This window comes from Streptomyces sp. NPDC045022, from assembly GCF_056432605.1.
The window spans coordinates 35,281-54,098 of the sequence record NZ_JBWKIR010000022.1; the positions used below are offsets into that span (position 1 = coordinate 35,281).

Sequence of the window (18,818 nt, forward strand, 5' to 3'; positions counted from 1 at the left end):
CACGGCCCGCAGCCGCTGACCTACCGCGAGCCCCCTGCCCGCTACGCGCCCTTCCGCCGTACCTGGGTGAGCGCGGCCCCGGCGAGCACGATCACCGCTCCCACCGGCGTCGTCCACCGAAGCGACTCGCCGAGTATCGCCACTCCCGCTGCCGTGGCGATGACCGGAATGAAGTAGGTGACCATCTGCGCGGTCGTGGGACCGACCTCGGCGACCAACCCGTACTGGATCAGTACCGCCAGCCCTGTGCCCAAGGCCCCCAGCGCGGCGATCGCCAGCGACGGCACCAGGGAGAGATGGGTGGGAAAACCGGCGAACAGAGGCGTGACGACGGCCAGCTGAAGCGTCGCGAGCAGCAGCTGAGCCCCCGTCATCGACAGGTGGGAGTTACCCGTTCCGGCCAGCTTCCGGCGGACGTAGATCCACCCCACCGGATAGCTCAGCGAGGCGAGCAGCGCCATCGCCGTCCCCCTGGCATCCAGTCCGTGGAAGCCCTGCCACGCACCCAGCACCGTCAGGACCCCGAGGAAACCGAGACCGAGCCCGGCCACGCGGACCCGGGTCGGCCGGTCCTCGGAGAGGGCGACCAGTGACAGGGCCATGCCCCACAGGGGCGACGTGGCGTTGCAGATGCCGGCCAGGGTGGACGGGATCGTCAGCTCCGAGTAGGCGAACAGGGAGAACGGCAGGGCGTTGAGGAGGAACGCGGCGACCGCCATGTGGCCCCACAGGCGGGTCCCGCGCGGCAGCCGTTCCCGCTTCACCGCCATCGCCGCCCCCAGTACCGCCGTACCGAACACCAGCCGCCCGAAAGTGACCTGGAAGGGGGCGTACCCGTCCGTGCCCACCTTGATCAACAGGAAGCTGAAGCCCCAGATCAGGGAGAGGGCGCCGAAGCGGAGCCGCCAGCCGAGGCGGGCGCGGGGAGGGGCGGGGGCGGGGGACTGGGTCCGGGGTGCGATGGCCGAGCTCATGACCTCAACGATGCCGTAGGCAACCTCGTAGCACAATCGACATTTCTCACGCTGTACCTCTTAGAATCACTTACATGTTGAACCTCGAGCGCCTGCGTACCCTGGACGCCCTCGCCCGGCACGGCTCGGTCAGCGCCGCGGCCGACGCGCTGCACGTCACCACGTCCGCGGTCTCCCAGCAGCTGGCCAAGCTGGAGCGTGAGGTCGGCCAGCGGCTCCTCGCCAAGAACGGCCGGGGTGTCCGGCTCACGGACGCCGGCCGGCTGTTGTCCGAGCATGCCGCGCGGATCCTGTCGCAGGTCGAGCTCGCCGAGTCCGACCTGGAGGCGCAGCGCGGCCAGGTCGTCGGCGAACTGCGGCTGTCGGCCTTCCCGACCGCCGCCCGGGGGCTCTTCCCGGCCGCGCTCGGCGCGCTGCGCGCCACACATCCGGGGCTGCGGGTGCGCTCCAGCGAACTCGAGCCCGAGCAGGGCGTCGCCGGTGTCGTCCGCGGCGATCTGGATCTCGCGGTGGTCCTGGACTGGTACAACAAGCCGATGCCCGTGCCGGACGGCCTGGTCAAGGCACCCCTGCTGGACGACCCGGCCGATGTCGCCATGCCCGCCGGGCACCGGCTCGCCGACCGCGACGAGGTGGACCTCGCCGAGTTCGCCGACGACGAGTGGATCACCTGGGGCGAGGGCGAGTTCTGCCACGAGTGGCTGATGTTCACCCTCCGGTCCAAGGGCGTCGAGCCGACCGTCGGGCACCGCGCCGGCGAGACCCACACCCAACTCAGCCTTGTCGCCTCCGGGTTGGGGGTGTGCATCGCTCCACTGCTGGGCCGCCACCCGGTGCCCGAGGGGGTGGTCCTGGTCCCGCTGAAGCAGCATGTGCGCCGGCATGTGTACGTTGTCTGGCGGGCGGACGCCGACCGTCGCCCCTCGATCCGCGCCGCGGTCGAGGCCCTGCGCACGGCGGCACAAACGCTCGCCTGAGCCCGCCGGGCATCCCGGCCGAGCCCTGTCCCGCGTCGCGTACGCAGACCCGGCTGAGCCCTGCCTGGCGGGGTCCGCCTCGTGGGGCCCCGTCTCGCGCGGCCTGCCCTGTGCGGCCCCGTCTCGTGCGGCCCTGCCTTGCGCGGCCTGCCTGGCGTGCCCCCGTCCCGTGCGGCCGCGTCCCGTGCGGCCCTCGTGGCGGAATCCGGCCGGGCCTACGCCCCGCCCAGCTTCCGGAAGTCCCAGGAGACGATGTTGTCGGGGGTCAGTCGCGCCCAGGCGTGCCGGCCGTCGTGCGGCATCTCGTCCAGCCCGAAGTTCTTGCGCGCGAACAGCGTCTCGGCCGTGTCGAGTTCGGCGCACAGCTCTCCGGTGCGCGGCACCTCACCGACGAACTCCACCCGGCCGGACAGCTCCGCCCCGCGCAACTGGTCGTACTCCTCGCCCGAGTCGACCACGACCGCCACACGCGGATCGCGGCGCAACTGGGCCCAGCGCCTGCTGCGCACCACCGAGTACAGCCACAGCGAGGTGCCGTCCCAGGCGAACCACAGCGCGCTCACATGCGGTGCGCCGTCCGCCGAGACGGTCGCGACCCGGCAGGTGCGCTGGGCGGTGAGAAACTCGTCCAGTTCACCGGGTGTCATCATGATCTTCCGGCCCCGGCGCTGCTGAGTGACGGTCATACGGCCCCCTCTTCTCCCACGTCGTGCCAGAGAACTTCCGTCTCCGGCCGATCCTCTGACATCACGTCAGAAAAGGGAATGGCTCGTCTACCGCCCGCGCCCGGTTGTGGTTACTCTCACCGCCCCGGCCCTCGGCGAAAGGGTGCGTGATGCCGTCGTACGAGCAGCTCGGTGACCTCCTCGACCCCGTGCACACCGTCCTGCTCACCGTGGAGTGCCAGCAGGGGGTCGTCGGCCCGGACAGCGCCCTGCCCGAACTGGCCCGTGCTGCCCGCTCCCGCGGCGCTCTGGGCAATGTCGCCCGGCTGGTCGCCGCCGCCCACGAGACCGGGGTGCAGGTGATCCACGCGATCGCCGAGCGCCGCCCGGACGGCCGCGGCGCCGGCCGCAACGCCCGTCTGTTCCGGGCCGCCGAACGGCTTCCCGTGCAACAGCTGAGCGGCAGCACCGCGGTCCGGGTCGCGCCCCCCATCGAGGTCACCGCGGAGGACCTCGTCGTACGGCGGCTGCACGGGCTGTCCCCGATCCACGGCACCGACGTCGACGCCCTGCTGCGCAACCTCGGCTGCCGCACCCTGATCGTCACCGGTGTCTCGGCCAACGTCGCCATACCCAACGCGGTGTTCGACGCGGTCAACCTCGGCTACACCGCCGTCGTCCCGGCCGACGCCATTGCAGGGGTGCCCGACGACTACACCCCCGTGATGATCCGCAACACCCTCGCACTGGTCGCCGTGATCACGACCACCGACGAGCTGCTCGGCTGTCTGGAACGGTCACGCAGGCGGGCCTGAGGCGGATCAGGCGAGCCTGATCTCCTCGCCGGAGACGGTGATCTTCGCCGCGGGCAGCGGCCGGGTCGCGGGCCCCTGCTTGACACTGCCGTCCGCGACGGCGAAGTGGCTGTTGTGACACGGGCACTTGATCACGCCGTCCGCCACGCTGCTCACCGCGCACCCCTGGTGGGTGCACTTGGACGAGAACGCCTTGTACGTGCCCGCCGTCGGCTGCGTGACCACGACACCGTGGTCCTTGAAGATCTTGCCGCCGCCCTCCGGGATGTCCGAGGTCCTGGCGAGCGCGGCTCCACCGGAGCCGGCGGAGGAGCCGCCGTCCGGAGAGGAGCCGTTGGCACCGGCCGTGCCGGACCCGGACCCCGTGTTGACGGTGTTGGACGAGTCGTCGCCCGAACCGCAGGCGGTCAGCGCGGCGGCGAGCCCCGCCGCTCCGACCGCCGCCATGACAATACGGCGGTCCGGTCCCGTGCTGTGACCGCCCTGCTCGAGCGCAGCCGGGAGCTCGGGGTTGGGCTGGGGCGATGCGCTGGTCATGTGGCGGTTCCCTTCCGCGGAGCTTTTCGTGGTCCGTCCAGGGGTACGGTCCTCGGGCACCACCTGTTCAGACGGGCACCCGGATCCTTGCCGCCCAGGGGCGCGGGGGCCGCGAGTCACAGCTGTCGATCAGGTGTCGGCCGGGCCTCGCCCGCGCCCCAGTAACCTGGGGCGATGCTCAAGGAAGTCACCGCGACCCGCTACATCACGCCCCTGCGTGAGGGCGGCTCGCTGCCGGGGCTCGTCGAGGCAGACGACTTCGGGACGTACGTCATGAAGTTCACCGGCGCCGGGCAGGGCCGCAAGACACTGGTCGCCGAGGTGGTGTGCGGCGAACTCGCCCGCCGGCTCGGCTTCCGGATGCCCCGGCTGGTCACCGTCCGGCTGGACCCGGTCCTCGGGCTCGGCGAGCCCGAGCAGCAGGTCCAGGACCTGCTCCGGTCCAGCGGCGGCACCAACCTCGGTATGGACTTCCTGTCCGGCGCCCTGGGCTACGACCCGCTCGCCTTCCCGGTGAGCCCCGAGGAGGCCGGGCGGATCGTCTGGTTCGACGCGCTGATCAACAACGTCGACCGGTCCTGGCGCAACCCCAACCTCCTCGTGCACCGAGGCGAGCTGTGGCTCATCGACCACGGCGCCACGATGATCTGGCACCACAACTGGCCCTCCGCGGACGCCTCCGCGGCCCGCCCCTACGACGCCTCCGACCACGCCCTCGCCCGCTTCGCCCCGGACGTCGCGGCCGCCGCGGCCGAGCTGGCACCCCGGGTCACCGAGGACCTCCTCGGCGAGGTCACCGCCGAGATCCCCGACGCCTGGCTCGCCGACGAGCCGGGCTTCGACACGCCGGACGACCTGCGCCGGGCCTATGCCCGACCGCTGCTCGCCCGGGCGGCCGTCATCGCAGAGCGCGTCACCGGCACCGAGGAGGGCAAATGAGCGAGCGCCACATCCACATGGCCGGCCATGTGGCCGAGCGGCACATCACCCGAGCGGGTCAGGGCGGCGACCGGGACGTGTTCGAGTACGCGCTGCTGCGGGTCGTACCGCGCGTGGAGCGCGGGGAGTGCATCAACGCCGGCGTGATCGTCTACTCCCGCGCCCAGGGCTACGTCGGCGCCCGCACCCACCTGGACGAGGCCCGGCTGCTCGCGCTGGACCCGCGGGCCGACGTGACCGGCGTCCGGGCCGCGCTCGGGGCCGTGGAGAAGGTGTGCGCGGGCGGCGACGGCGCCGGACAGGCGGCCGGGGACGACGCCGGGCGGCGCTTCCGCTGGCTGATCGCACCCCGCTCCACCGTCGTCCAGCCGGGTCCCGTGCACACCGGTCTGACCGCCGACCCGGCCGCCGAGACGGAGCGGTTGCTGGACCTCCTGGTGAGGTAATGGATCACACCGGCGGGATGTGCCGTTGACACCGGGTGCCAGGGCTTCTAGCGTCACGGGTGCTGAAGGTACTAAGCGGTCGCTCACCGCATCAGGGGTCCTCTCCGAGGGCCCCGACAGGTTCTCTCAAGGGCGAGGAGAAGCAATGTCCACCATTGAACAGCGGGTCGCGGTAGTCACCGGGGCGGCGCGCGGCATCGGCGCCGCCACCGCCGTACGGCTGGCCGCCGAGGGCCACGCGGTCGCCGTGATCGACCTCGACGAGGCCGCCTGCAAGGACACCGTCGAGAAGATCACCGCGGCCGGCGGCAAGGCCATCGCGGTCGGCGCGGACGTCTCCGACGAGGCGCAGGTCGAGGCGGCGGTCGCCCGGGTCGCCGAGGAGCTGGGCGCCCCGACGATCCTGGTCAACAACGCGGGCGTGCTGCGCGACAACCTGCTGTTCAAGATGAGCGTCTCCGACTGGGACACCGTCCTGAACGTGCACCTGCGCGGCTCCTTCCTGATGACCAAGGCCGTCCAGAAGCACATGGTGGACGCCGGCTTCGGCCGGATCGTCAACCTCTCCTCCTCCTCGGCGCTCGGCAACCGCGGCCAGGCCAACTACTCGGCCGCCAAGGCCGGTCTGCAGGGCTTCACCAAGACCCTCGCCATCGAGCTGGGCAAGTTCGGCATCACCGCCAACGCCGTCGCCCCCGGCTTCATCGCCACCGAGATGACCAAGGCCACCGCCGACCGCGTCGGCATGGGCTTCGACGACTTCAAGAAGGCCGCCGCCACCCAGATCCCGGTGCAGCGCGTCGGCGAGCCGGAGGACATCGCCAACGCCATCGCGTTCTTCACCGGCGAGGCGGCCGGCTTCGTCTCCGGCCAGGTGCTGTACGTCGCCGGCGGACCGCTCAACTAAGGGATCTCGGGGAATCACGGACATGACTGAACTCCCGGAACTTTCCGGCAAGGTCGCCATCGTCACGGGCGCGAGCCGTGGCATCGGCTACGGCGTCGCCGAGGCGCTGGTGGCCCGCGGCGACCGCGTGTGCATCACCGGCCGGGGCGAGGACGCCCTCAAGGAGGCCATCGAGAAGCTCGGCGCCGAGCGGGTCATCGGCGTCGCCGGCAAGGCGCACGACCTCGACCACCAGGGCGAGGTCGTCGAGCGCACCATGGAGGCCTTCGGCCGTGTCGACTTCCTGGTCAACAACGCGGGCACCAACCCGGTGTTCGGCCCGATCGCGGACCTCGACCTGGCCGTCGCCCGCAAGGTCTTCGAGACCAATGTGATCTCCGCCCTCGGCTTCGCCCAGAAGACCTGGCACGCCTGGCAGAAGGACAACGGCGGCGCGATCGTCAACATCGCGTCGGTCGCGGGCCTCGCGCCCTCGCCGTTCATCGGCGCGTACGGCGTCAGCAAGGCCGCGATGATCAACCTGACCCAGCAGCTGGCCCACGAGTTCGCGCCGAAGGTCCGGGTCAACGCGATCGCCCCGGCCGTGATCAAGACCAAGTTCGCGCAGGCCCTGTACGAGGGCCGCGAGGAGGAGGCGGCCGCCTCCTACCCGCTCGGCCGGCTCGGTGTGCCCTCCGACATCGGCGGCGCCACCGCGTTCCTCACCTCGGAGCAGTCCGACTGGGTCACCGGTCAGACGCTCGTCGTGGACGGCGGCATCTTCCTCAACGCCGGCGTGGGCTGACCCTCTCGCCGATCGTCGCTTTCGGGCGCCGTTTCCCCGTGGAACGGCGCCCGAAACGGCATACGGGACCCATACAGCGGGATGACAACGTCGTCATCGCTCAATCGATCAAGAAGGTCACTGCCGGGGGTGGTTCAGCGGCCCGGACGCTGCGGTATGGTCTGCCGACCCTTGGTATGGCAGATCGAGGAGCGTGCGCGTGTTCAACCGGAACCGATTCCTGCGGAGAGTCGCGGCGATCGCGTCCATATCCCTGCTGGCCGGCTGCAGTCTGCTGTCCGACGGCGACGCCGACAGCAAGGGGCCGATCGTCGTGGGGACCACCAGCGCCCCCAGCACGCTGGACCCGGCAGGTGCCTGGGACGGCTCATGGGAGCTGTACCGGAACATCTACCAGACGCTCCTCGCCTACCCGAACGGCGCCACCACCCCCCAGCCCGACGCCGCCGAGAGCTGCTCCTTCACCGACTCCACGAGCCGCACCTACCGCTGCAAGCTGCACGGGGGCATGAAGTTCGCCGACGGCGACCCGCTGAACGCCGAGGCCGTCCGGCACTCCATCGACCGCATCCGCACCATCGACGCGCCCGGGGGCCCCGCGGAGCTGCTCGGCAGCCTGGACCGCGTCGAGACGTCCGGCGACCGCGAGATCGTCTTCCACCTCAACCGGTCCGACGCCACCTTCCCGTTCGTGCTGGCCACCCCCGCCATGTCGATCGTCGACCCGGACGACTACCCCGCCAACTCCCTGCGCAAGGACGAGAACGTCTTCGGCTCCGGACCGTACAAGCTCCAGTCGTACGAGGAGGGCAAGCAGGCCGTCCTGGCCGCCAACGGGAACTACAAGGGTTTCGCCGAGCGGCAGAACGACAAGGTGACCATCCGCTACTTCCAGGACTCGTCCAGCATGGTCAAGGCGCTCCGGGACAAGCAGATCGACGTCACCTACCGCGGTCTCGGCGCCGACGACATCCTCGCCCTGCAGCAGCACGGCACCTCCGACCTGCAACTGGTCGACGGCGCCGGCACCGACATCAGCTACCTGGTGTTCAACCCGGCGGACCCCTGGGCCAAGCAGCCCGCCGTACGCAAGGCCGTCGCCCAGATCGTCAACCGGGGCGCGATCGCGCACAAGGTCTACAAGGACACCGTCGACCCGCTGTACTCGATGGTCCCCAAGGGCCTGACCGGCCACGCCACCGGCTTCTTCGACACGTACGGCGACCCGAGCGTCTCCAAGGCCCGCAAGATCCTCTCCGACGCCGGCATCACCCAGCGGGTGCCGCTCACCCTCTGGTACACCACCGACCGCTACGGCTCCGAGACGGCACTGATGTTCCAGGAGCTGAAGCGTCAGCTGGACGACTCGGGGCTGTTCACCATCACCCTCAAGAGCCGCCCCTGGAAGACCTACGTGGTCGGCTACCAGAAGGGCGAGTACCCGGTGTTCGGACGCGGCTGGTTCCCGGACTTCCCGGACGCCGACAACTTCATCGCCCCCTTCGTCGGCGAGCACAACGCGCTCGGTACGCCGTACCCGTCGAAGGAGATCACCGGCAAGCTGCTGCCCCACTCGCGCGCGGAGAGCGACCGCGCCCAGACGGTGAAGGACATGGAGCAGGCTCAGCAGATCATGGTGAACGACGCCCGGCTGATCCCGCTGTGGCAGGGCCGGCAGTTCGTGGCGGCCAGCAACGACATCTCCGGCGGCGAGCAGGCCCTCGACCCGTCGACGATCATGATGATGTGGATGCTGCACCGCAAGACCAGCTGGTGAACCGCCCTCGGGGCACCGGTTGTCAGTGGTCGCCTGTAGGTTCTGAAGCCTGGAAGTGACCGCACATCGTGAGGACGTTGACGTGACCGACATCGCCATGCTGCCCGAGTCCTGGCGCGGGGTTCTGGGTGACGAACTGCAGCAGCCCTACTTCAAGGAGCTGACCGAGTTCGTCGAGGAGGAGCGGGCGAAGAGTCCTGTCTACCCACCGCGCGAGGAGGTCTTCGCCGCGCTGGACGCGACGCCGTACGAGCAGGTCAAGGTCCTCGTCCTCGGCCAGGACCCGTACCACGGCGAGGGCCAGGGCCATGGGCTGTGCTTCTCCGTCCGCCCGGGAGTGAAGACCCCGCCCTCCCTGCGGAACATCTACAAGGAGATGCAGCAGGAGCTGGACCTGCCCGTCCCGGACAACGGCTATCTGATGCCGTGGGCCGAGCAGGGCGTGCTGCTGCTCAACGCGGTGCTCACCGTCCGGGCCGGCGAGGCCAACTCGCACAAGGGCAGGGGCTGGGAGAAGTTCACGGACGCGGTGATCCGCGCGGTGGCCTCCCGGCCCGACCCGGCGGTCTTCGTCCTCTGGGGGAACTACGCGCAGAAGAAGCTCCCACTGATCGACGAGACCCGGCACGTGGTGGTCAAGGGCGCGCACCCCTCGCCGCTGTCCGCGAAGAAGTTCTTCGGCTCCCGCCCCTTCACCCAGATCAACGAGGCGGTCGCCCAGCAGGGCCACGAGCCCATCGACTGGCGCATCCCGAACCTGGGCTGACCAGCGCCGGGCCGCGCCGCGAGCGTGGGTCGTGCCATTGCCGGGCGGCGCCGCGAGGGTGGGTCGACCCTTCGTCGGGGGTGTGCCGCGAGGGTGGGTCGACCGGGGGTGCGCCGCGTGCGTGGGCTCGCCCGTATCCGGGGTGTGCCGCGAGCGGGGGTCGCCCGCCGACCGGAGTGTGCCGCGACTGTGGGCCGACCCGTTGCGAGGGGTGTTCCGCGAACCCGTGCCGGCCTTCGCCGGGGGCGCATCCCGAACCTGGGCCGGCCTTCGTCGAGGGCGCGGTCCGGAGCAGCCCCGCTGGGTCCGCCCGGCGCGGTGTCCGGATGCCGGCGAGCCTGCCGTCGGCGTCCACGGCCGGGGCGCAGCGGGGCTGTGTCCCCGGCGGCCGCGGCGCCGTGCCGTGCGGGGCCGCCTGACCGGGAATCCCGACGGCGCCGGTTAGCGTCGGGGCAGACAGCTGACGACGGCCCGGAGGACGCGGTGGCGGAGCGACAGGAACAGGCGGCGCCGGACGCCCTGCTGACGCGGATCGGTCAGGTCGTCATGCTGCACCACGGCGGTGACCGCGAGGAGGCCCGCAGCCGTCTCCTGGACCTGTGGGCGGAGATCGGCCAGGACGGTGCCCCGCTGCACCGCTGCACCCTCGCCCACTACCTCGCCGACACCCAGGACGACCCGGCGGACGAACTCGCCTGGGACCTCAGGGCGTTGTCGGCGGCGGAGGAACTGGCCGACGGCCGCGGCGGCGATCCGCTGAGCGTCCGCGGCTTCCTCCCCTCCCTGCACCTCAACCTGGCCGCCGACTACGTCAAGCTGGGCCGCGCCGAGGCCGCCCGCAGCCACCTGCGCCGGGCCCGCAGCGCCGTGGGGGGCCTGGCGGACGACGGCTACGGCAACGGGGTACGGGCGGCGATCAGCCGGCTGGAGCTGCGGCTGGGCGAGGGCGGCTCACCGGACGGTGACGGCTGGGGGCCGCCCCGGCAGCGGCCGAGCTAGGGCCGACCGGTGAATCGACCGGGGTGCTCCCTGCCGAACCGGCTGCCTGGCGGTGCCGGTGTACGAGGTGGCCCCGGGTGTCGGGCTCACCTGGGCTGACCGGAGAATCGGCCGGGGAGTTTCGTGCCGGACCGGCTGCCGGTGTCGGTGTGGGTGTCGGTGTGCGAGATGGCGCCGGGCTCGCCGGGGTGCGACCGGCGTGCTTTCCGCCGGACCGGCTGCCGTACCGGTGCCGATGCGCGAGGTGGCGCCGGGCGTCGGGCCTGCCTGGGAACGACCGGTGAATGGGGCAGGCCGTTTTCCGCGGACCGGCTGCCTTGCCGGTGCTGATGCGCGGTGGCCCGGGCACCGGGGCCGCCCGAGCCGATCAGTGCCGGGCACCAGGTGGCGGCGGGTGTCGGGCCCGCTGGAGCTGATCAGTGTCGGTGCGCGAGGTGGCGCCCGGTGTCGGGCTCGCCGAAGGCGACGAGGGGCCGGTGTTCGAAGCGGTGCCCGCCGGAGGCGGTCAGTGACCGTATGTCTGCTCGCAGATCACCGCCTCGGGGCTGTCCCCGCGCCAGCCGCCGTACTTCTTGCCGAGGGCGCAGACGTCAGCGGCCTTCGGGTCCGGCGGTGACAGGGCCGGGCCGTCCACGTGCGACCGCCGGGGGTGATCCCGGTGCGGCCGGGAACGGGCGGGCGCGGGTGGCGGCCGGTGCGTGACCGGGGGCGCTGCCCCGGTCCGTCGTGGGGCCGCCGGTTCGGAGCGCTCCGGGTGCCGGGACGGCCCGGCCATCTCCAGTGCCTCCCGGGCCGGCGCCTGCACCACCCGGGGTTCCGCGCTGCCGTCCGGCCGGGGCGCCGTCGGCTGCGAGGGCTCCGCGACCGGCGGGGGCCCGGGTGTCGCCGTGCCTTCGACCGTCGTACAGCCGGAGAGGGCCGAGACGGCCATGGTGACCAGGAGTGCTGCGGTGGTGGTCGATCGATGCACCCGCGCAACTCTGCTGGGTAGGCACCCGGCTTGGCAGCAGGGAGTGGAGGTTGCCGCCCCCGCACGGGTGATCTCGTTCCCCGTACGGGGGGTTTCCGAGTGCCGAAGGTGACGTCAGTCGCCGGTGGCGCCGTCGATCCGCTCGCGGATGAGGTCCGCGTGGCCAAGACGCTGCCCACGCCATGCCCCCGGCCCTCGACCAGGGCGGCAACCAGGCCAGCGAGGACGCCGTCGTCCTCGCGCTCTCCCTCACCCGGCCGCACGCGCGCGAGGGGACCACTCCCCGCGACGCCCTGGCCGCCCACACCGCCGCCCGGCTGCCGCGCACGATCGCGATCGCCCGCCAGGCCGTCGAGGCCGGCCGCCTCGGCATGGCCGGCAGCCGCGCCGTCGTCGCCGCACGCAACCCCGCGATCGCCGCACTGTCGAAGGCCGGACTGGCGCTCTTCCCGCGCGGTCTCGACAAAATCACCGGCTGGCGGCCCCCGTATGCTTCCGGGGAACCACGCGCAGGCAAGCGGGAGAGGGAGAACACGTGAAGGTCGGCTGCATCGGACTAGGGGACATCGCGCAGAAGGCGTACCTGCCGATGCTGGGCATGCAGCCGGGGATCGACCTGCATCTGCAGACCCGCACGCCCGCGACCCTCCACCGGGTGGCCGACACCCTGCACCTGCCCCGGGAACGGCGGCACACGAGCCTGGACTCCCTGCTCGCCGCCGGCCTCGACGCGGCCTTCGTGCACGCCCCCACCGCCGTCCACCCCGAGATCGTCACCCGGCTGCTGGCGGCGGGCGTACCGACGTACGTCGACAAGCCGCTCGCCTACGAACTCGCCGACTCCGAGCGGCTGGTGGACCTCGCCGAACAGCGCGGCGTCTCCCTGTTCGCCGGCTTCAACCGGCGGTACGCCCCCGGCTACGCGCAGTGCCTCGACCACCCGCGCGAGCTGATCCTCATGCAGAAGAACCGGATCGGGCTGCCCGAGGAACCGCGTTCGATGATCCTGGACGACTTCATCCATGTCGTCGACACCCTGCGGTTCCTGGTACCCGGCCCGGTCGACGACGTCACCGTGCGCGCCCGCGTCGAGGACGGGCTGCTCCACCACGTCGTGCTCCAGCTCGGCGGGCGCGGCTACACCGCGCTCGGCGTGATGAACCGGCTCAGCGGCTCGGCGGAGGAGATCCTCGAGGTGTCCGGACAGGACACCAAGCGCCAGGTGCTCAACCTCGCCGAGGTGATCGACCACAAGGGGCAGCCGACGGTGCGCCGGCGCGGCGACTGGGTGCCGGTGGCCCGGCAGCGCGGGATCGAACAGGCGGCCCTCACGTTCCTCGACGCCGTCCGCGCCGGCAAGGTGCTCAGCGCCCGGGACGCACTGGCGACTCATGAACTGTGCGAGCGGGTGGTACGAGCGGTTGAGGACCGCTCCGGCGCAGCCTGAGCGCCCGCGCCCCCTCGGTCGCGCACAGCGCGGCCAGCACCAGCAACGCGCCGTGCACCGGCCAGTCGCCGTAACGGACGTACGGTGTGACGCCGTGTGCGAGCGGTACGTCGTACAGGCGGCCGGTGCTCGCGTCGGTGCCGAGCCAGGGGCCGAGGGGCTCGCCGTCCGGCCCGTACACGGCCGAGACGCCGGAGAGGGTCGCGTGCACCATCGGGCGGCCGGTCTCGGCGGCCCGCAGCGCGGCCAGCGAGGCATGCTGCTCAGGGGCCCAGCTGCGCTGGAACGAGGAAGTGGAGGACTGGCCGAGGAGGACGTCCGCGCCGTCCTCCGCGAGATGGCGGCCCATGTCCGGGAACGCGGTCTCGAAGCACACCAGCGGGCCGATCCGCAGCCCGTGCCCGACGTTCATCACGACCTGCTCGCCGCCGCGCCTGCGGTCCTCACCGGCCGCCTTGCCGACCGAGGTGGCCCAGCCCAGCAGGGAACGGGCCGGAATGTACTCGCCGAACGGGACCAGCCGCATCTTGTCGTACCGGTCGCCTGTCGGACCGTTCGGGCCGACCAGAACCGAACTCTTGTAGATGCCGGGCCGGTCGGAGCGGCGGGCGTCCACGTTCACCAGTACGTCCGCGCCGGTCGCGCGGGACAGCGCGGCGATCCGCCGCGCCAGGTCGGGCCGGTCGTCCAGGTCGAAGCCGACGCTGGACTCGCCCCACACGACCAGGTCGACGTCCTGTCCGGCGAGCTGCCGGGTCAGCTGCTCCTCACGCTCGAAGCGCTTCTCGCCGCTGTCCTGCCCGTCCACGATGCCGGGCTGGACCACCGCGATCCGCACCCGCCCGTCGACGTCAGGCCGCGGCGCCCACGCCCACGCGGCCGAGGTCGCGGCAGCCGTGGCGACCAAGGAGGCCACGGCCGGCACACGCGACTCGCGGACGGATATCAGCACGGCCGCGGCCACGTTGACGGCCACGACCAGGAAGCTGAGCAGCCACACCCCGCCGACCGAGGCCAGCCGCAGCGCCGGACCCACCTGCCACTGGCTGGCACCCAGCATGCCCCACGGCCCGCCGAGGCCCTGCCAGGAGCGCACCAGCTCCACCGCCAGCCAGGCCGACGGCAGCACCAGCAGCGCCGCGGCGCCCCGGCCCGGTGCCGGCACCCCGCCCAGGAACCGGCGCACCAGCCAGCCCCAGGGTGCCCAGAGCGCGCCCAGCAGGGTGGCTATCAGAAAGATGAACACGTGCAGGCTCGGCAGTAGCCAGTGGTGTACGGCCACCAGGAAGCCGAAGCCGCCGCACCAGCCGTCGTACGCCGCCCGCCGCCCGGTGGGCGCGGAGCGGGCCAGCAGGATCCACGGGACCAGGGCGACGTACGCGCACCACCACAGGGATGGCGCCGGGAACGCGAGTACGGGCAGGGCGCCCGCGAGGGCGGCGGCGACGGAGCGTCGCCAGGGGGAGGTGAGCCAGCGGTCGATCGTCCTCATAAGGACCCTCCCTACCCAGCGTCGGCTCCAGTGTGCGTCTCGAAGGCGATCTCGCGACAGGGTGCGTTCGACATCGAGGCCGGTACGCCGTCCGCGTCCGCCGTGAACGGCCGAGCCCGCCCGTGCGGCGGCGCCGCACAGCGACACAGCCCCGCGCCCCGCCCGGGGCTGCGCCCGGGGTGCGCCCACCGCTCAGCCGGTCACGTCCGCCGCGCTGCGATCGGGCAGCCGGCGCCACTTCTCGTGGACGACCACCTCGCGCAGCCGCCAGCCGTCCGGTGTGCGCAGCAGCGCGAACTCGTAGCGGCCGCCGCAGACGAGGTCCGGGGCGGTGGGGCCGCCGTCGCCCGTCGACCGCATCGGGTTGAGATAGTCGGCCCGCACCCGGGCGGTGTCACCGGTGTCGTGGTCCAGGAGCCCGAACCGTACCCGGCGGTTGACGATCAGGTGCTGTCGCACGGCGAACAGCGCCAGGTTCTCGGCGAGCCATCCGGCGACCTGCCCGGCGGCGCCCTCGATGCCGCCGGCCGAACGGTAGTCGGCCCGACCGTCCGCCGTGAACAGCCCCTGGTACGCCGTCCAGTCCCCGTCGTCCACCGCCACGGCGTACTCGGTGATCAGTTCGTCCACGGCCAGCCGGTCCATCACGGTCGCGAGCTCCACACGCTGCGTCATCGGCACAGTGTTGGGCACGCGGGGCGCGGAGCCAAGAGGCGCGGCCGATATTCGCTGGTGCGCGGCGCGTCCGACACCCGAACCTGTCTCCGTGAACGAACAATCCATCGAAACCGAACCCAAGTTCCGGATCCGGGCTCGGCACACGGACTCCACGGTCATCGTCTACCAGGCCTACGGCCCGCAGATCGGCCGCCCCGCGGCCCGTACCGGCCGCTTCCCGTCCTCCTGGAAGCGGGACAGGATGACCTGGATCAAACCGTCCTTCCTGTGGATGATGTACCGCTGTGGCTGGGGCACCAAGGAAGGCCAGGAGACCGTCCTCGCCGTCGAGATCGACCGCGCCGGTTTCGACTGGGCCCTGCGCAACGCCTGCCTTTCGCACTACGTACCGGCCCTGCACGACGACCCGGCGGCCTGGAAGCGGGAGTTGCGGCGGTCACCGGCCCGCGTGCAGTGGGATCCCGAACGCGACCTGCGCCACAACGCGCTGCCCTACCGGTCCTTGCAGCTCGGCCTCGCCGGGGAGGCGGCGGCCCGGTACGCCGACGAGTGGATCGTCGGCATCGAGGACGTCTCACCGCTGGCCACCGAGATCCATGGCCTGGTGCGGGCGGGTGAACTGGAGCGGGCGAGTGCGCTGGTGCCCGAGGAGCGGCCGTATCCGGTGACCGACGAGGCGCTCGGGCATCTGCGGGCTTAGGCTTCACGGCCTCGACGCGCCGTCTCTGCCAGGAGGCGCCGTCCGTCTCAGGCCGCCTCGATGACCGCTCCGCGGATCGCCTCGGCCCACTCGACCACCAGCAGTTCGTACTCCGCGCGCTCCTGGGGCGACAGGGTGCCGCCCGCACGCAGCCACAGCGCCCGGATCTGCTCGTTCACCTCGGCAGCAGGCCGCACGGAACCAGAGGGCATGGAATCGGGGGACATGCGGACAAGCCTAGGGGCAAGCACTGACACAGCGCTACCGCGTGGCTACACAGAAGGTATGGGGTTGGTCACCGCCGGGGTCCGGCCGGCGGGGGAGAGTGCCTCGGTCCGCCCAGACCAGAGGTCCACGACATCGACGCGGACTCCGGTCCTGGGCGCTCACCTGGTCCAGTGCCATCACCAACCGGCGTGCGGAGCCACTCCTCTTCGGCAGCCCGACCACCGCCGGGCGCGAACTGGCGGGCTACACCAGCCTGTTCTGGTGGGGCCCGCGCGCCTTCTGGGAGGGGCGGATCATCGGGCCCGAGGGGGAGGGGCCCGCGCTGATGGGGACGCGCGCGCCCTGGCTCGCGTACTGCGGCGAGCACGACGGCGCCGACGGCCACGCCACCCTCGTCTTCGCGCACGCCCCCCAGAACGATCACTCGGGCGCCGGCGGAACCCACCCGGCTTTGGGCAGGGCGGCGTATACGGGCGGGGCGGAGTATACGGGCAGGGGCGGCGTATACGGGCAGGGGCAGTAGAGGCGCCTGGTCAGGCGGCCGTCGGACCTGAGACCGTCCAGCCCGGGGTCTGCGGGTGGGCCGTCAGGTCCTCGTGGCGCACGGGGTCGCCGCAGGCCTGGCAGGTGACCACCGGCACCAGTTCGTTGCCGCAGACGTGCTCGACGGCCATGGGGAGGTCGGTGCCCTTGCGGAGATGGCGGTCACCCCACTCCTTGAGGGTCATCAGGACCGGCTCCAGCTCCAGACCCGCCTGGGTGGGCCGGTACTCGAAGCGCTGCGGGCGCTCGCTGTAGACCCGCTTGGTCAGTATCCCGGCGTCCACGAGGCGGCGCAGCCGGGTGGCCAGGATGTCGCGCGGGGCGCCGATGTTGCGCACGAGCTGGTCGAAGCGGCCGTTGCCCAGGCACACCTCCCGCAGGACGAGCAGGGAGTACTTCTCGCCGACCAGTGCGAGGGCGTCGGCGATCGAACAGGGGCGCGGATCTTTCGTTGCGGCCATGCGGTCAGTCTAGATGCGGCCATGCGGCACACACGGCCGTCCTCATGAAGGGTTTGATTTTCCAACTCATCGGGCTATCGTGAGTTTGAATTTCCTACTCACTGGTAGCTGCCGTAGCCCGCTGCCGGCAGCCAGGCGGCCAAGGAGGCCCGCACCATGCGCGACGCAGTCATCGTGGAAGCCGTACGCACTCCCATCGGCAAGGGCAAGCCGAACGGCTCCCTCGCCCACGTCCACCCCGTCCAGCTCCTCGCGCACACCCTGCGCACCCTGGTCGAGCGCTCCGGCGTCGATCCGGCGCTGGTCGACGACGTCATCGGCGGCACCGTCGACCAGGTCGGCGAGCAGGCCATGAACACCACCCGGTACGCCGTCCTCGCCGCCGGCTTCCCCGAGACGGTCCCGGCGACCACCGTGGACCGTCAGTGCGGCTCCTCCCAGCAGGCCGTGCACTTCGCCGCGCAGGGCGTCATCTCGGGCGCGTACGACCTGGTCGTCGCGTGCGGTGTGGAGTCGATGAGCCGGGTGCCGATGTGGTCCAACGTGCCCGCGGGCAAGGACCCGTTCGGGCCCGGAGTCGCCGAACGTTTCCCGGAGGGCCTCGTTCCGCAGGGCGTCAGCGCCGAGCTGATCGCCGCCAAGTGGTCCCTCACCCGCGCGCGGATGGACGAGTTCGCGGTCTCCTCGCACCACAAGGCCGCCGCCGCGTGGCAGGCCGGCCTCTTCGACGCCGAGATCGCGCCGCTGGAGGGCGTCGCCCGCGACGAGTGCGTACGGCCCGGTAGCACCCCGGAGATCCTCGCCGGCCTCAAGCCCGCCTACTACGACCCCGGCTTCGCCGAGCGCTTCCCGCAGATCGAGTGGAACGTCACCGCGGGCAACGCCAGCCCCGTCAACGACGGCGCCTCCGCCGTCCTGATCACCTCCAGCGAGACCGCGGCCCGCCTCGGCCTGCGCCCGCTGGCCCGTCTGCACAGCTTCGCCGTCACCGGCTCCGACCCGCTGCTGATGCTCACGGGCGTCGTACCGGCCACGGAGAAGGTACTGCGCCGGGCTGGGCTGACCCTCGCCGACATGGACCTGTTCGAGATCAACGAGGCCTTCTCCAGCGTGGTCCTGGCCTGGCAGCAGGAGACCGGCGCCGACCTCGCCAAGGTCAACGTGCACGGCGGCGCCATCGCCCTCGGCCACCCGCTCGGCGCCAGCGGCACCCGGCTGACCACCACCCTCGTCCACGCGATGCGCGAGCGCGGCGCCCGATACGCCCTGCAGACCATGTGCGAGGCGGGAGGGCTGGCCAACGCGATGATCCTGGAAGCCGTCTGACCGGCTACGGCGAAGGGACCCGGCTGCCCGTTCCCCGGCAACCGCGCTGACGCACACGGGCCTGTCCGGGCACGGGCCTGTCCGGGCACGGGCTTGGCCGGGCAGCGGGTCGGCGGTGGCCGGGCGGCTGGGTGGTCGCGTCCGGTCCAGCGGGCGTGGGTGGCCGGGCTGCGGGGCGGCAGGGGGTGGGGCAGCGGGTTGGTGGTGGCCGGGCGGCGTAACGGTGGTGTGCCGCTCGGCGGGCGCGGGTGGCCGGGCTACGAGGCCCGGGGGCATGACGGCGGGTTGACGGTGGCCGGGCAGTTGGGCGGCCGTGCTCCGCTGAAGGTGCGTGGTTGCCGGGCCGCGTGGCGCAAGGTGCGGGGCGGTGGGCTGGTGGTGGCCGGA

General features: G+C 72.0%; 20 protein-coding genes and 2 pseudogenes. 14 read left to right on the top strand and 8 right to left on the bottom strand.

Translation table 11 applies throughout. The features are described from left to right. Nucleotides 1-41 precede the first annotated feature (41 nt). Nucleotides 42-974 (bottom strand): DMT family transporter, encoded by a 933-nt coding sequence (locus AC07C1_RS30565; RefSeq protein ID WP_478944202.1) that lies wholly within the window; start codon nucleotides 972-974, stop codon nucleotides 42-44. Between the two features lie 74 nt (nucleotides 975-1,048). Between AC07C1_RS30565 and AC07C1_RS30570 the strand changes: the two genes are divergently transcribed. Then, on the top strand, nucleotides 1,049-1,951 hold the full coding sequence (locus AC07C1_RS30570; RefSeq protein WP_478944204.1) for a LysR family transcriptional regulator: 903 nt from the start codon (nucleotides 1,049-1,051) through the stop codon (nucleotides 1,949-1,951). Nucleotides 1,952-2,166: 215 nt separating this feature from the next. On the opposite strand, the gene AC07C1_RS30575 is transcribed toward AC07C1_RS30570, so the two are convergent. Further along, nucleotides 2,167-2,637, bottom strand: coding sequence for a pyridoxamine 5'-phosphate oxidase family protein (locus AC07C1_RS30575; protein WP_478944205.1), 471 nt, complete (start codon nucleotides 2,635-2,637; stop codon nucleotides 2,167-2,169). Between the two features lie 149 nt (nucleotides 2,638-2,786). Between AC07C1_RS30575 and AC07C1_RS30580 the strand changes: the two genes are divergently transcribed. Continuing rightward, the gene (locus tag AC07C1_RS30580; protein ID WP_478944207.1) at nucleotides 2,787-3,431 is read left to right on the top strand and encodes a cysteine hydrolase family protein; all 645 of its coding nucleotides are present in this window, start codon (nucleotides 2,787-2,789) and stop codon (nucleotides 3,429-3,431) included. Nucleotides 3,432-3,437: 6 nt separating this feature from the next. Here AC07C1_RS30580 and AC07C1_RS30585 read toward each other — a convergent pair whose 3' ends face one another. Beyond that, nucleotides 3,438-3,968 carry a Rieske (2Fe-2S) protein gene (locus AC07C1_RS30585; protein ID WP_478944209.1) on the bottom strand — a complete coding sequence of 177 codons (531 nt, stop codon included), beginning with the start codon at nucleotides 3,966-3,968 and terminating at the stop codon, nucleotides 3,438-3,440. 174 nt (nucleotides 3,969-4,142) lie between these two features. Here AC07C1_RS30585 and AC07C1_RS30590 point away from each other — a divergent pair, with 174 nt between their 5' ends. From AC07C1_RS30590 to AC07C1_RS30620, 7 genes are all read left to right on the top strand, one after another. Continuing rightward, nucleotides 4,143-4,907, top strand: coding sequence for a HipA family kinase (locus AC07C1_RS30590; protein ID WP_478944211.1), 765 nt, complete (start codon nucleotides 4,143-4,145; stop codon nucleotides 4,905-4,907). Beyond that, complete coding sequence (locus AC07C1_RS30595) at nucleotides 4,904-5,353, top strand: DUF3037 domain-containing protein (protein ID WP_478944212.1); 450 nt, start codon at nucleotides 4,904-4,906, stop codon at nucleotides 5,351-5,353. The genes AC07C1_RS30590 and AC07C1_RS30595 overlap by 4 nt, the downstream gene beginning before the upstream one ends. A 145-nt stretch (nucleotides 5,354-5,498) precedes the next feature. Next, a complete protein-coding gene (gene fabG / locus AC07C1_RS30600; RefSeq protein WP_478944214.1) occupies nucleotides 5,499-6,260 on the top strand; it encodes a 3-oxoacyl-ACP reductase FabG in 762 nt (253 codons plus the stop codon). Nucleotides 6,261-6,282: 22 nt separating this feature from the next. Next, complete coding sequence (locus AC07C1_RS30605) at nucleotides 6,283-7,044, top strand: SDR family oxidoreductase (protein WP_478944215.1); 762 nt, start codon at nucleotides 6,283-6,285, stop codon at nucleotides 7,042-7,044. Between the two features lie 199 nt (nucleotides 7,045-7,243). Next, on the top strand, nucleotides 7,244-8,821 hold the full coding sequence (locus AC07C1_RS30610; protein ID WP_478944216.1) for an ABC transporter substrate-binding protein: 1,578 nt from the start codon (nucleotides 7,244-7,246) through the stop codon (nucleotides 8,819-8,821). Between the two features lie 82 nt (nucleotides 8,822-8,903). After that, nucleotides 8,904-9,587 (top strand): uracil-DNA glycosylase, encoded by a 684-nt coding sequence (locus AC07C1_RS30615; RefSeq protein ID WP_478944217.1) that lies wholly within the window; start codon nucleotides 8,904-8,906, stop codon nucleotides 9,585-9,587. Between the two features lie 483 nt (nucleotides 9,588-10,070). Then, nucleotides 10,071-10,586, top strand: a complete 516-nt coding sequence (locus AC07C1_RS30620) for a hypothetical protein (RefSeq protein WP_478944218.1) — start codon at nucleotides 10,071-10,073, stop codon at nucleotides 10,584-10,586. 505 nt (nucleotides 10,587-11,091) lie between these two features. Here AC07C1_RS30620 and AC07C1_RS30625 read toward each other — a convergent pair. Next, nucleotides 11,092-11,556, bottom strand: a complete 465-nt coding sequence (locus AC07C1_RS30625) for a hypothetical protein (protein WP_478944219.1) — start codon at nucleotides 11,554-11,556, stop codon at nucleotides 11,092-11,094. A 179-nt stretch (nucleotides 11,557-11,735) separates the two neighbouring features. Between AC07C1_RS30625 and AC07C1_RS30630 the strand changes: the two are divergent. Together AC07C1_RS30630 and AC07C1_RS30635 are read left to right on the top strand one after the other, a co-directional pair. After that, a pseudogene (locus AC07C1_RS30630) lies at nucleotides 11,736-12,095 on the top strand (monooxygenase); the annotation flags it as partial. Next, a complete protein-coding gene (locus AC07C1_RS30635) occupies nucleotides 12,092-13,003 on the top strand; it encodes a Gfo/Idh/MocA family protein (RefSeq protein ID WP_478944220.1) in 912 nt (303 codons plus the stop codon). The pseudogene AC07C1_RS30630 and the gene AC07C1_RS30635, both read left to right, overlap by 4 nt. Here AC07C1_RS30635 and lnt read toward each other — a convergent pair. Beyond that, nucleotides 12,921-14,495: an apolipoprotein N-acyltransferase gene (lnt, locus tag AC07C1_RS30640; RefSeq protein WP_478944222.1), complete on the bottom strand. Its 1,575-nt coding sequence runs from the start codon at nucleotides 14,493-14,495 to the stop codon at nucleotides 12,921-12,923. The genes AC07C1_RS30635 and lnt overlap by 83 nt on opposite strands. A 192-nt stretch (nucleotides 14,496-14,687) precedes the next feature. Then, on the bottom strand, nucleotides 14,688-15,170 hold the full coding sequence (locus AC07C1_RS30645; protein ID WP_478944223.1) for a nuclear transport factor 2 family protein: 483 nt from the start codon (nucleotides 15,168-15,170) through the stop codon (nucleotides 14,688-14,690). A 91-nt stretch (nucleotides 15,171-15,261) separates the two neighbouring features. On the opposite strand from AC07C1_RS30645, the gene AC07C1_RS30650 reads away from it, so the two are divergent. Next, nucleotides 15,262-15,873: a DUF4291 domain-containing protein gene (locus AC07C1_RS30650; RefSeq protein ID WP_478944225.1), complete on the top strand. Its 612-nt coding sequence runs from the start codon at nucleotides 15,262-15,264 to the stop codon at nucleotides 15,871-15,873. Nucleotides 15,874-15,920: 47 nt separating this feature from the next. Here the strand turns inward: AC07C1_RS30650 and AC07C1_RS30655 are convergent, their stop codons facing one another. Further along, a complete protein-coding gene (locus AC07C1_RS30655) occupies nucleotides 15,921-16,100 on the bottom strand; it encodes a hypothetical protein (protein ID WP_478944227.1) in 180 nt (59 codons plus the stop codon). Between the two features lie 114 nt (nucleotides 16,101-16,214). Here AC07C1_RS30655 and AC07C1_RS30660 point away from each other — a divergent pair. Further along, nucleotides 16,215-16,552, top strand: a pseudogene (locus AC07C1_RS30660) (DUF6807 family protein); the annotation flags it as partial. Nucleotides 16,553-16,634: 82 nt separating this feature from the next. Here the strand turns inward: AC07C1_RS30660 and AC07C1_RS30665 are convergent. Continuing rightward, nucleotides 16,635-17,105: a winged helix-turn-helix transcriptional regulator gene (locus AC07C1_RS30665; protein ID WP_478944229.1), complete on the bottom strand. Its 471-nt coding sequence runs from the start codon at nucleotides 17,103-17,105 to the stop codon at nucleotides 16,635-16,637. Between the two features lie 156 nt (nucleotides 17,106-17,261). On the opposite strand from AC07C1_RS30665, the gene AC07C1_RS30670 reads away from it, so the two are divergent. Then, the gene (locus AC07C1_RS30670) at nucleotides 17,262-18,431 is read left to right on the top strand and encodes a thiolase family protein (protein WP_478944231.1); all 1,170 of its coding nucleotides are present in this window, start codon (nucleotides 17,262-17,264) and stop codon (nucleotides 18,429-18,431) included. Nucleotides 18,432-18,818 lie beyond the last annotated feature (387 nt).

Excerpts from the sequence above, each read along its gene's own strand:
- AC07C1_RS30565 (WP_478944202.1), bottom strand. The coding sequence starts at position 974 with ATGAGCTCGGCCATCGCACCCCGGACCCAGTCCCCCGCCCCCGCCCCT.
- AC07C1_RS30570 (WP_478944204.1), top strand. The coding sequence starts at position 1,049 with ATGTTGAACCTCGAGCGCCTGCGTACCCTGGACGCCCTCGCCCGGCAC.
- fabG (WP_478944214.1), top strand. The coding sequence starts at position 5,499 with ATGTCCACCATTGAACAGCGGGTCGCGGTAGTCACCGGGGCGGCGCGC.
- AC07C1_RS30655 (WP_478944227.1), bottom strand. The coding sequence starts at position 16,100 with ATGTCCCCCGATTCCATGCCCTCTGGTTCCGTGCGGCCTGCTGCCGAG.
- AC07C1_RS30670 (WP_478944231.1), top strand. The coding sequence starts at position 17,262 with ATGCGCGACGCAGTCATCGTGGAAGCCGTACGCACTCCCATCGGCAAG.
- lnt (WP_478944222.1), bottom strand. The coding sequence starts at position 14,495 with ATGAGGACGATCGACCGCTGGCTCACCTCCCCCTGGCGACGCTCCGTC.
- AC07C1_RS30580 (WP_478944207.1), top strand. The coding sequence starts at position 2,787 with ATGCCGTCGTACGAGCAGCTCGGTGACCTCCTCGACCCCGTGCACACC.
- AC07C1_RS30585 (WP_478944209.1), bottom strand. The coding sequence starts at position 3,968 with ATGACCAGCGCATCGCCCCAGCCCAACCCCGAGCTCCCGGCTGCGCTC.
- AC07C1_RS30575 (WP_478944205.1), bottom strand. The coding sequence starts at position 2,637 with ATGACCGTCACTCAGCAGCGCCGGGGCCGGAAGATCATGATGACACCC.
- AC07C1_RS30605 (WP_478944215.1), top strand. The coding sequence starts at position 6,283 with ATGACTGAACTCCCGGAACTTTCCGGCAAGGTCGCCATCGTCACGGGC.
- AC07C1_RS30595 (WP_478944212.1), top strand. The coding sequence starts at position 4,904 with ATGAGCGAGCGCCACATCCACATGGCCGGCCATGTGGCCGAGCGGCAC.
- AC07C1_RS30665 (WP_478944229.1), bottom strand. The coding sequence starts at position 17,105 with ATGGCCGCAACGAAAGATCCGCGCCCCTGTTCGATCGCCGACGCCCTC.
- AC07C1_RS30590 (WP_478944211.1), top strand. The coding sequence starts at position 4,143 with ATGCTCAAGGAAGTCACCGCGACCCGCTACATCACGCCCCTGCGTGAG.
- AC07C1_RS30645 (WP_478944223.1), bottom strand. The coding sequence starts at position 15,170 with ATGACGCAGCGTGTGGAGCTCGCGACCGTGATGGACCGGCTGGCCGTG.